The sequence below is a fragment of the Dorea ammoniilytica genome (assembly GCF_025567415.1).
In the GTDB taxonomy this organism is placed as follows: Bacteria; Bacillota; Clostridia; order Lachnospirales; family Lachnospiraceae; genus Claveliimonas; species Claveliimonas ammoniilytica.
Genome location: NZ_JAOQJV010000005.1, coordinates 93,538 through 105,724 on the forward strand (window position 1 = coordinate 93,538; position 12,187 = coordinate 105,724).

Here is a 12,187-nt window from a genome sequence, read left to right on the forward strand (position 1 = left end):
AGTGTGTACATAATGGAACATTATTATAACAATTATAGAAAACAACAGAAAGAGCGAGAAAGAATCATGCAGAGAGGCTGTCTGGTCTTTGCAGTTCTCCTGGCTATGATGCTGACTGCATGGCTTGTGTGGCAGCGCGGCATGCTGGTGGAAGCGAGGGCAGAAGAAGCCACAGAAAACCTGGCGGGACAGGTTCTGAGGTTTCATGTACTGGCAGACAGCGATAGTCTGAGAGACCAGCAGATCAAGATGCAGGTAAAGGAAGAAGTTGTAACATGGCTGCATGAGAACCGGCCGGAGGATGCAGACAGGAAAGAAATGGAAGCATTTATCAGAGAGCATCTTACGGAGATTAAGAAGCTGGCACGGGAGACGGTGCGCCGGGAAGGAAGTGCAGATGCTGTTACGGTAGAACTTGCGAGAGATGAATTTCCAGAGAAGACCTACGGAACACTTACATTTCCGGAAGGTGAATACGAAGCACTGCGCATACGGATTGGCAGCGGTGAAGGTCACAACTGGTGGTGTTGTCTGTATCCGGGGCTCTGCTTTACGGATGCGGTGCATGTGGAAGCGGATAAGAAGGACATGCAGGAACTTAGGACACTGGTTGATGAGGATGCCTATGAGATGGTCACCTGTACATCCGACTTTCGGATCAAATGGTTCTTTTTCGGAGGATACGAAGGAGACAGATAACGTGTATTATACATTTGACAGCAGGATCAGATACAGCGAGATCGATCATCACCGGACGATCACACTGCCGGGAATTATCAATTATTTTCAGGATTGCAGTACCTTTCAGTCAGAAGACATCGGTTATGGAGTAGAACGTTTTCAGACAGAAGGAAAGGCATGGGTACTGTCTTACTGGCAGGTCGTAGTCGAGCGTTACCCAAAGATCGGAGAACGGGTAAAGGTGAGCACATGGGCAACCAGTTTCAAAGGAATTCTGGCAGAGCGTAATTTCCGGATGGTGGATGAGTCTGGTCAGGCTGTGGCCTATGCCAATTCGGTATGGACATTTATGGATAAGCAAAAAGGACGCCCGGTTAAGCCGGGACAGGATGAGATTGATGCCTATGGAATGGAAGAGCCGCTTGAGATGCATTATGAGCCACGCAAGATTCGTCTGCCGGAAAAGATGACAGACGGAGAGACATTCAAAGTGCGCAAGTATCACATTGATACGAATGAACATGTGAATAACTGCCAGTATGTACAGATGGCGTTGGAAGCTGTAGAGAAAGAACTGAACGTTCATCAGGTTCGTGTGGAGTATAAGCACTCAGCAGTGTATAATGACAGTATCCTGCCGAGGGTGGCAGAAGAAGATAACCGTACGGTAGTAGAACTGTGTGATCCGGAAGGACACATCTATGCCGTAGTAGAATTTACAGGAGAATAAAGAATGACGATAGAACAGAATCTTGGAAAACGAGTTACCTTAATGGTAGTAAAAAAAGTAGAATTTGGTGTATATCTGGGAACCGATGATGATAAGGTGCTGCTTCCGGGCAAACAGGTGCCGGAAGGCATCGAGATCGGTGATCCGATAGAAGTATTTATCTATAAGGATTCACAGGACAGACTGATCGCGACGACAGCAGAGCCGAAGATCACATTAGGTGAAGTGAAAGCACTTACGGTAGCAGATACCGGACGCATCGGTGCGTTCTTAGACTGGGGACTGGAGAAGGACCTGCTGCTCCCATTCCGCGAGCAGACGGCAAAGCTGAAAAAGGGAGAGGAGTGTCTGGTCGGACTCTATGTGGACAAGTCCGGCAGGCTCTGTGCAACTATGAAGGTATATGAGATGCTGCGCAAGGACTCTCCTTATAAGAAAGATGACAAGGTGCAGGGCATCATTTACGAACACAGTGATAATTTCGGATGGTTTGTAGCAGTAGATGACCAGTATTGCGCACTGATCCCGAAGCGTGAAGCTTATGGTAAATTCCATGTGGGTGAGCGTGTAGAAGCGAGAGTAGCAGGTGTGAAGGCAGACGGTAAACTGGATCTCAGTGTCCGTGAGAAAGCATTTATCCAGATGGATGTCGATGCGGAGAAGATCCTGAAGGATATGAACAGCCGTGGAGGTGGATATCCATTTACGGATAAGGCAGATGCGGAGACGATCAAGCGTGAGACCGGACTTAGCAGAAATGCGTTTAAGCGCGCAGTAGGAAGACTGCTGAAGGCAGGTAAGATCGAGATTACACCGGATGGTATCCGGGCAAAATAAGGCACAGGCCGACACAGAAGAAAGCAGGAAAATGGAATGGCATTTGCACATTTACATGTCCATACAGAGTACAGTCTGCTGGACGGTTCCAATAAAATTAAAGAATGTGTAGCGCGAGTAAAAGAACTTGGCATGAACAGTGTGGCGATCACAGACCATGGTGTGATGTATGGCGTGATTGATTTCTACCGTGCGGCGAAGGCAGCAGGGATTCATCCGGTTCTTGGAAGTGAGGTCTATGTGGCACCGGGCTCCAGATTCAGCAAAGAGCCGGGGCAGGGCAATGAAGACCGCTATTATCACCTGGTGCTGCTGGCAGAGAATGACACAGGCTATCACAATCTGATGAAGATCGTGTCCCGGGGATTTACTGAGGGCTATTATTACAAGCCGAGAGTAGACCTGGAGGTGCTGGAAGAGTTTCACGAGGGCATTATTGCGCTGAGTGCGTGTCTGGCAGGAGAAGTGCAGAGATACGTGGCGCGCGGACTCTACGAAGAAGGTAAAGAAGCAGCACTGAGATACGAGCACATTTTCGGAAAGGGGAATTTCTTTCTGGAGCTTCAGGATCATGGGATTTCGGAGCAGCAGCTGGTGAATCAGGGTTTGCTGCGCATGAGCAGGGAGACAGGGATTCCGCTGGTTGCAACGAATGACGTGCATTATACGTATGCGGATGATGTGAAGCCGCACGACATTCTGCTGTGTCTGCAAACCGGTAAGAAACTGGCAGACGAAGACCGTATGCGTTACGAGGGCGGACAGTATTACATTAAGTCCGAAGAAGAGATGAAGGCGCTGTTTCCATATGCGCTGGAAGCACTCGAAAATACTCAGAAGATCGCAGACCGTTGTCAGGTGGAGATTGAATTCGGTGTGACAAAGCTTCCGAAATATGACGTGCCGGACGGCTGGACATCCTGGGAGTACCTGAATAAGCTCTGCCATGAAGGACTGGCGGAGCGCTATCAGCCGGTGTCAGAAGAACTGACGACAAGGCTGGATTATGAATTATCGGTTATTAAGACCATGGGATATGTGGATTATTTCCTGATTGTGTGGGATTTTATCAAATATGCAAAGGATCATGGCATCATGGTAGGACCGGGGCGTGGCTCCGCTGCCGGAAGTCTTGTCTCTTACTGTCTGGGGATCACGACCATCGATCCGATCCGGTATCAGCTGCTCTTTGAGCGCTTCCTGAATCCGGAGCGTGTATCCATGCCTGATATTGACGTGGACTTTGAACCGGAGGGCAGACAGGCGATGATCGAGTATGTCAGCCGCAAATACGGTGCCGACTGTGTGGTGCAGATCGTAACCTTTGGTACGCTGGCAGCCCGTGGTGTAATCCGCGATGTAGGACGTGTGATGGATCTTCCATATGCGTTCGTGGACAGCATTGCGAAAATGGTGCCACAGGAATTAAATATCACATTGGACAAGGCGTTAGCGGCTAATGGAGAGTTCCGCAAGCTATATCAGGAAGACGAGCAGGTGCAGGAACTTGTGGATATGTCCAAACGTCTGGAAGGTCTTCCGAGGCATACGTCCATGCATGCGGCGGGCGTCGTGATCAGTCAGAAGTCGGTGGATGAATACGTGCCGTTGTCTTTGGGATCAGACGGTGCAGTGGTAACGCAGTTTACCATGACGACACTGGAGGAACTGGGACTTCTGAAAATGGACTTTCTGGGACTCCGCAACCTGACGGTGATCCGTGATGCAGTGGAGATGATCGGGAAGGATACAGGAAAGGCACTGGATCTGAACCAGATCGATTATGATGATAAAAAGGTACTGGATTATATCGGAACAGGTAAGACAGACGGTATCTTCCAGCTTGAAAGTGCGGGCATGAAGAGTTTCATGAAGGAACTGAAGCCTTACAGCCTGGAGGATATTATCGCGGGTATCGCGTTGTATCGTCCGGGACCGATGGACTTTATCCCGCAGTATATTAAAGGTAAGAATAACAGAGATGATATCATCTACGATTGTCCGCAGCTGGAACCGATCCTGGAACCGACTTATGGATGTATCGTCTACCAGGAACAGGTTATGCAGATCGTGCGTGATCTGGCGGGCTATACATTGGGACGAAGCGATCTGCTGCGCCGTGCCATGTCTAAGAAAAAGGGCGAGGTCATGCAACGGGAGCGTCAGAACTTTGTATACGGCAATGAGGAAGAAGGCGTACCGGGCTGCATTAAGAATGGTATCGATGAAGCAACAGCGAATAAAATCTATGATGAGATGATCGACTTTGCAAAGTACGCATTTAACAAGTCACATGCAGCGGCGTATGCAGTGGTATCTTATCAGACTGCATATCTGAAATACTACTATCCGGTAGAATTTATGGCAGCACTGCTGACTTCAGTCATTGATAATTCCGGTAAAGTGGCTGAGTATATCTACAGCTGCCGCCAGATGGGCATCCAGATCCTGCCGCCGGATATTAATAAAAGTGTGGGAACATTTTCGGTAGAGAACGGCAATATCCGTTTTGGTCTGACTGCAATTAAGAGCGTGGGACGACCGGTGATCCAGGCAATCATTGAAGAGCGGAACGAGCGCGGTGAGTTTAAGCATCTGAAGGACTTTATCGAGCGCATGGGTGGCAGGGAAGTCAATAAGCGTACAATTGAGAACTTTATCAAGGCAGGCGTATTTGACAGCCTGGGCGGCACCCGTAAGCAGTTCATGATGATCTACATTCAGATCATGGATCAGGTCAATCAGGAGCGGAAATATTCCATGACCGGGCAGATGTCACTGTTTGATCTGGTGGATGATGAGCAGAAGAAAGAATTCGAGATTCCGCTTCCGAAAGTGGGAGAGTACGAGAAAGAGAATAAGCTTGCGTTCGAGAAAGAAGTACTTGGAGTTTATCTGACCGGACATCCGTTAGAGGATTACGAAGAGAAGTGGAAAAAGAGCATTTCCAGAACAACGCTGGACTTCCAGATTGATGACGAGACCGGAAGGTCAAGGGTTCGTGACGGAGCGAAGGAAATCGTTGGTGGTATGATTACCAATAAAACGATCAAATATACAAGGAATAACAAGACCATGGCGTTCCTGACCATCGAAGATCTAATGGGAACGGTAGAAGTTGTGGTATTTCCGAGAGACTATGAGCGCAATCAGAATTATCTGAACGAGGACAGTAAGGTCTTTGTAAAAGGTCGTGTGTCTGAAGAAGATGATGCGCCGAGCAAATTGATCTGCGAGACGATCATTCCGTTTGAACAGACAAAGAGAGAGTTGTGGATCCAGTACGGAGACAAGCTGGAATATGGGGAAGATGAACCACATCTCTTTGATATGCTTGGAGAGAGTGAGGGCAATGATACAGTGGTTATTTACTGTAAGAAAGAGCGTGCGATCAAGCGGCTTTCGGCAGGACGTAATGTGTGCGCGGAACCGGCACTGATCGTGAAGCTGAAGAACTATTATGGAGAAGACCGGATCAGAGTTGTGGAAAAGTCTATTGAAAGGTAGGGGGTACTGTGAATACAGAAGAATTAAGAAAAGCACCGATCGGAGTCTTTGATTCCGGCGTCGGAGGACTGACGGTAGCGAGGGAGATCATGCGTCAGCTTCCGGATGAGAATATCGTGTATTTTGGAGATACGGCAAGGCTGCCTTATGGAAGTAAGTCAAAGGAGTCGATCATCCGTTTTGCAAAGCAGATCATTCGTTTCCTGCAGACAAAAAAAGTTAAAGCAATCGTCATCGCATGTAATACGGCGACAGCACAGGCATTGGAAGCCGTGCAGAAAGAATGCGATACCCCGATCATTGGCGTGATCGAGCCGGGAGCACGGGCAGCGGTCAAAGAGACGAGAAATAAAAAGATCGGTGTAATCGGAACAGAGGGCACGATCCGCAGTAATATGTACACAAGAATCATTAAGGAAATGGATCCGGAGGCAGAAGTAGTCGGTAAAGCATGTCCGCTATTCGTGCCATTAGTGGAAGAAGGATTTGCCAAGCATCATGTTACCGAAGAAGTAATTGATATTTATCTGCGTGAGATCCGCGATTCGGAAGTGGATACCATGATTCTTGGATGTACCCATTACCCGTTACTGCGGTCAGCGATCATGCGTTATATGGGGGATCGGGTACATATTGTGAATCCGGCGTATGAGACAGCTATGGATCTGAAGAAGGTTCTGGAAGAACGCGGTATCAGCCGCGGCGTAAACGAATTTAACAAGTACGAGTTCTATGTCAGTGATGCGGCAGAGAAATTCAAGCAATTTGCCAATTCCGTATTACCATATGATGTGGGAACGATCCGGCAGATTAATATCGAGGACTATTAGAGAAAGTATCAGGTGAACAGGTATGAAAAAGGATGTACTGATCAGTATTACAGGTCTGCACTATGGAGACTGGAATGCCGATGGAGAAGAAGCAGAACCGATCGAAGTCATCACTCCGGCTACGTATTATCTGAAGAATGGCAAACATTATGTGATTTATGATGAGGTAGCAGAGGGGATGCCGGGGTCTGTCCGTAATACGGTAAAGATTACCGGTGACAGCATGTTTGAGGTTACAAAAAGCGGCCGCGGCGGAAGCAGGATGGTATTCGAGAAGGACAAGATGAATATGACGAATTACCAGACGCCATACGGTGAGGTGCTGGTAGGTGTCCATACGAGAGATATTCAGGTTCATGTGGAAGAAGAGAACATAGATGTCGAGATTTCCTATGGACTGGATGTAAATGAAGAAGCAGTATCGGAATGTCAGTTAAAGGTGAATATCCGAAGTGTGGGCTAGAAAGCAGGTGAAGCTATGTTTTGTACGAAATGTGGGGAGCAGATTCCGGATGACGGAAAGTTCTGCCCGAAATGCGGTACATCGGTGGTGGAGGATGAGATTCCGGTGACACCACCATCAGGAAAAGAAAAGAAGCCATCGGATGTGAACCATCCACCGAAGAAGAAAAAGAAAAAATGGCCATGGATTGTGTTGGTTATTCTGATCTTATTTATCATTGCTGTTGTGGCGATTGTAGTGGTGAAAAAACAGTCTGATAAGAAAGAGTACGAAGGAAAGCTCGTTAAGGCTGAAAAAAGCATGAAGGATCTTGATTATTCCAAGGCAAAAAAGGAATATCTGGATGCGATCAAGCTGAAACCGGAGAAGAGTAAGCCGTATCTGGGACTTGCTGATCTGTATATTATACAGGACAAGCCGGAAGAGGCACAGAAGGTGCTGGAAAAAGCGGTCAAATATGTGGATAAAAGTGAGATTAAGGCGGTAGAGACCCGTTACCAGATCTATACATATCCGGAAAAGACGTTGAAGAAAGAGGAAGGCAGCTGCGATGCTTCGGATGATCTTACCTGTGAGTATAAGAAGAATGCAGCTGGTGTGATCTGGGTAGAATCACTGCATGATCTGAAGGGTGTACTGAACTGGTATATAGCAGACTATGATAATGACGGTGAGGAAGAATTGCTGGTATTAACGCTGGATAATGCAAAGGAGTTCTCTCAGGACTATGATGACAGTATTGTGCGCAATGAAGTTGACCTGCAGATGTACGAGATGGAAGATGGGGAACTGAAGCTTCAGGCAACCTATGAAGGACTTATTCCGGTGCTTGGGTATGGAGACAAGGAGGATGATGGCATTTTCCTGAAGAAGAGTGACGACACGATCTATATCTGTGGCAGTTGTGTCAATGATGTCTATATGTATGCAAATGGAACGCTGATCAAGTCGTTTGTACTTACCTATACGGATGGAACATTCCAGGTACAGGCCGGACAGGAGAATCCGATTGCAGGCTCAGAGTGGTCCGGTGAAGCGGATGTGGCAAATCAGATGGCAGATCTGTTGGAACAGATCGGACTTCCTAAGGATGCAGACTGGATACGAAGCGATAATATGCCGGTGTTCCGCTTTATGGATCAGGCAGACCATACATTACTCCGTATTCACGGAGAAAATGAAGGTGGAGATCCTTATGCATATTTTGACACCGGGGATGTGTCAGCTCTTGGCAAGGTAAAGCTGGAGATTAAATACGGTGATATGCAGCCGCAGTACATATCTGATGACACGTTGGAAGATGATTCATCTACAGCGCAGACGCCGTCACAGAACAGTGCGCCGGATTACTATACGTTGTATGGCGGACTGCTGGATGAGGTGAATGCCGCATATGGAGAATACAATTATTATTATATCTATGATATTGACAATGACGGTGTAAAAGAACTTCTGCTGCAGGAAGGAACCTGTGAGGCGGATTATCAGTATTATATCTATACAATCGAGAACGGAGCTGCAGTGTATCTGGATACGATACCAGGTGGACACACCATGTTCTATGAAGATGCGAAAGGAGGAAGTGGCAATTCCATTCTGCAGCTTCAGGGTCATATGGGATATGAGATGATCAGCCGTATCACATTAAATAATGGCAAGGTATCTACGGAACTGTTATCTGAGAGAGAACTGGGCGAAAATGATGAGTATTTCGACAATGGTTTTCCGCTTCCGGGATCCAGTGTGACGGATAAGTCATATCTGAATTAAAATATAAAAGAGAAGGGTCGCAAAAACCTTCTCTTTTTAAATGTCATTATGAAATTATTTGTTACGAAGTCTTGCGAAGAAGCCTTTTTTCTTCTGTGGCGTCTCAAGTGAACCACGGATACCTCTTACGCCTGTGATATAGATACCGCTTACAGTAGCTTTGACTTCCTTCTTAACCGGGATCAGATCATAGATCTGTGTGTCGCACATCATGGTCATGATTCTCGGACCGATCTTAGCCTTAACAACCGGCACCTTGGAACGTCTCAGGTACTTTGGTGTGTTGTCAACGATGATCTGTGGGAAACCGGCATCTTTCAGCTTCATCTTCTTCTTATCAATGACCAGAAGACTGACCTGCTGTGCTGCTGCGGCTAACTGCTCCTGTTGTGCTTCCTGCTTTTTCTGCATACGATTGCCGAAGTAGTACAGAAGACCCAATGCAACGAGAACGATTGCTAATATGATTAATAAAATGATTGTACCTTTACTCACGGGAACCCTCCTAAATATGTATTCTGATCTGTGGTGAAACAGAATATACCTGTCTCGACTGAATCAATACATATTCTAACATCGTTTTTCTCTTAACGCAAGCAATTTACATGATTAGGGGGTTACTTTTATAAAAGAACCATTGTATAATGAAGCATTATCAGAGGAATAAGTTCTGAGAGTACAGAGGTGAGAACATGATAGAGCTTTTGATGGATGGAATCCACCTGTCATTCTGGTGGATTATGGATCATCTGCTGATTATTAATATTATACTGTCGATATTGATTATTTTCTTCCAGAGGCGCAATCCGACAACTGTATGGACGTGGCTTCTGGTGCTTTACTTTATTCCGGGTCTCGGATTTATCCTGTACCTGGTGTTGGGACAGAATTTTCATAAAGACCGAATGTTTCGAATGAAGGAGATTGAAGGTCAGGTTAAATATGCCGTCCGCAAGCAAGGGGAATCCATCTATCGGCGGGAACTCAGGTTCAGAGATCCCGAGCTTGACAGGTACAGGCAGTTGATGCTGTATAATCTGAATGCCGGTGAGGCAGTGCTTACAGATAATAATGATATTCGTATTTATACGGATGGTAAGGAGAAGTTCAAAGCACTTCTCTGGGAAATGGAACACGCCAGAAGTTATATTCATCTGCAGTATTATATTATCAAGAGAGATGAATTGTGGAAGCAGATCGAGGAGGTGCTGATCCGTAAGGCGAGACAGGGAGTAGAAGTCCGTGTACTGTTTGACAGTATGGGGTGCCGTACCATGCATAATAAAGACTGGGAGCGGCTGGAAGCAGAAGGTATCCATGTGGCAGAATTCTTTCCGGCAGTACTTGGAAAATTGCAGCTTCGTGTGAATTACCGTAATCATCGTAAGATTGCGGTGATTGATGGGCGTATTGGTTTTGTTGGAGGATTTAATATCGGCAGGGAATATCTGGGCAGAGATCCGAAATTCGGTTACTGGAGAGACACACATATCTGTCTGGAAGGTTCCGCAGTACTGTCGCTTGCAATCCGTTTTATTCTGGACTGGAACTATGCGGCATCAGAGAATCTTTTCCTGGATGACCGCCTGTTTGAGACACCGCACTTTGAACGCAACGGCAGGGAGCCGGTGCAGATCATATCCAGTGGACCGGACTCTCACAGCCAGGAGATACGCGATAATTACCTGCATCTGATCCATCTGGCGAAGAAAAGTATCTGTATTCAGACACCATATTTTATACCGGATACGGATATCCTGGATGCGCTTAAGATTGCAGCTAAATCTGGTGTAGATGTGAGGATTATGATCCCGTGTAAGCCGGATCATCCATTTGTATACTGGGCAACGTACTCTTATCTCGGGGAGATGATAGAAGCGGGAGCCAAATGCTATACTTATGACAATGGATTCCTGCACGCCAAGTGTCTGTGCGTAGATGGGCAGGTGACCTGTATGGGTACTGCAAATATGGATATCCGAAGCTTTGCGCTGAACTTTGAGGTTAACGCGGTAATCTATAGTGCCAGAGTAACCAGACAGCTGGAACAGGCATTTCATAATGATATAGAGAAGTCCACGCTGGTTACACGCAAGATGTACAGGAATCGTGGCATGGTGATCCGGATCAAGGAGCAGGTATCAAGGCTGCTGTCGCCGGTTTTATAAAGATTCTGTGAAAAAGGTTTTTTTGAAAAGTTAATTGTGCTATACTAAAGGGCGTTTGATGAAAGAAAGTACGAGGTGTATTTATGAAAAAGAAATTAGCAGTGTTAGTTGCGGGAACCCTTGCAGCATCTATGCTTCTGTCAGGATGTTCCAGCAATGACGCATCCAATGATTACGTAACAGTAGGTGGATATAAAGGTATCGAAGTAGACGACGTGGAAGAGCCGGCTGAAGTGACAGATGATGATGTTAATAATTACATTGAGGCAGTCCGCAATCAGTATGCAACTTCCGAGCAGATCACAGACCGAGGTGTTATCGCCGGAGATACGGTTAATATTGATTTCGTAGGTAAGATAGACGGAGAAGCATTTGATAAAGGAAGTGCAGAAGGATATGATCTTCAGATCGGATCAGGTTCCTTTATCGATGGATTTGAGGATTCTATTATCGGTCACACACCAGGTGAGACATTTGACTGGAATGGCAAGTTCCCGGATGATTACAGTAATAATCCGGATCTGGCAGGAAAGGATGTTACATTTACCATTACAGTTAATTACATTAATGGTGAGACGCAGCTTCCGGAACTGAACGATGAGTTCGTACAGGAAGTATCTGAGAAGTCCAAGACGGTCAAAGAGTATAAGAAAGAGATTAAAAAGCAGCTTACAGAGAGCAGCACGACAGACTATGATACACAGCTTCAGGATGAGGCATGGAATGCAGTTCTGGACAAAGCAGAGGTTAAGAAATATCCGGATGGAGACGTAGAGGATATTGAGAATCAGATCAAAGAGCAGTATCAGAATGCGGCAGATTCTTACGGACTGGCATTCGAAGACTTCCTGGCACAGTATTACAGCATGTCAGAGGATGATTTTAATAAGCAGGTTAAAGATGCGGCAAAAGAGACTGTAAAGCAGAGACTGGTGGCACAGGCAATCGCCGATAAAGAAAAGCTGACACCAAGCAAGAAAGAGCTGAACAAAGAATATAAGAAACTGGCAGAGCAGTACGGATATGAAGATGTAGATGCGCTGAAAGAGATCGCAAGCGAAGATACACTTAAGAATATCGTAATCACCAATAAGGTGAAAGAATTCCTGGCTGATAACTGCATTCAGGTAAAGAGTGATAAGAAGTCTGATTCATCATCTTCATCAGATTCAAGTTCCTCAAGCTCCAAATAAGAGAATAA

10 protein-coding genes are annotated in these 12,187 nt (G+C 46.2%); 9 read left to right on the plus strand and 1 reads right to left on the minus strand.

What is annotated here, in order from left to right:
• Positions 1-12: 12 nt before the first annotated feature.
• The 7 genes from spoIIR to OCV65_RS06005 are packed head-to-tail and all read left to right on the plus strand — an operon-like array spanning position 13 to position 8,818.
• Positions 13-699, plus strand: a complete 687-nt coding sequence (spoIIR, locus tag OCV65_RS05975) for a stage II sporulation protein R (RefSeq protein ID WP_262581307.1) — start codon at positions 13-15, stop codon at positions 697-699.
• Position 700: 1 nt separating this feature from the next.
• Complete coding sequence (locus OCV65_RS05980; RefSeq protein ID WP_317258788.1) at positions 701-1,411, plus strand: acyl-[acyl-carrier-protein] thioesterase; 711 nt, start codon at positions 701-703, stop codon at positions 1,409-1,411.
• 3 nt (positions 1,412-1,414) lie between these two features.
• Positions 1,415-2,248 (plus strand): CvfB family protein, encoded by an 834-nt coding sequence (locus tag OCV65_RS05985; RefSeq protein ID WP_118452409.1) that lies wholly within the window; start codon positions 1,415-1,417, stop codon positions 2,246-2,248.
• A 36-nt stretch (positions 2,249-2,284) separates the two neighbouring features.
• The gene (locus OCV65_RS05990) at positions 2,285-5,755 is read left to right on the plus strand and encodes a DNA polymerase III subunit alpha (protein ID WP_262581309.1); all 3,471 of its coding nucleotides are present in this window, start codon (positions 2,285-2,287) and stop codon (positions 5,753-5,755) included.
• An 8-nt stretch (positions 5,756-5,763) separates the two neighbouring features.
• A complete protein-coding gene (gene murI / locus OCV65_RS05995) occupies positions 5,764-6,585 on the plus strand; it encodes a glutamate racemase (RefSeq protein ID WP_262581310.1) in 822 nt (273 codons plus the stop codon).
• A 22-nt stretch (positions 6,586-6,607) separates the two neighbouring features.
• Positions 6,608-7,048, plus strand: coding sequence for a YwiB family protein (locus tag OCV65_RS06000; protein ID WP_262581311.1), 441 nt, complete (start codon positions 6,608-6,610; stop codon positions 7,046-7,048).
• A gap of 15 nt (positions 7,049-7,063) precedes the next feature.
• The gene (locus OCV65_RS06005; RefSeq protein ID WP_262581312.1) at positions 7,064-8,818 is read left to right on the plus strand and encodes a zinc ribbon domain-containing protein; all 1,755 of its coding nucleotides are present in this window, start codon (positions 7,064-7,066) and stop codon (positions 8,816-8,818) included.
• A 54-nt stretch (positions 8,819-8,872) separates the two neighbouring features.
• Here OCV65_RS06005 and OCV65_RS06010 read toward each other — a convergent pair whose 3' ends face one another.
• Entirely contained in the window at positions 8,873-9,313 is a 441-nt protein-coding gene (locus OCV65_RS06010) for a hypothetical protein (RefSeq protein WP_118382979.1), read from the minus strand.
• Between the two features lie 197 nt (positions 9,314-9,510).
• On the opposite strand from OCV65_RS06010, the gene cls reads away from it, so the two are divergent.
• Both cls and tig read left to right on the plus strand, forming a co-directional pair.
• Positions 9,511-10,986, plus strand: coding sequence for a cardiolipin synthase (gene cls / locus OCV65_RS06015; protein WP_262581313.1), 1,476 nt, complete (start codon positions 9,511-9,513; stop codon positions 10,984-10,986).
• An 83-nt stretch (positions 10,987-11,069) separates the two neighbouring features.
• Entirely contained in the window at positions 11,070-12,179 is a 1,110-nt protein-coding gene (gene tig, locus OCV65_RS06020) for a trigger factor (RefSeq protein ID WP_262581314.1), read from the plus strand.
• Positions 12,180-12,187 lie beyond the last annotated feature (8 nt).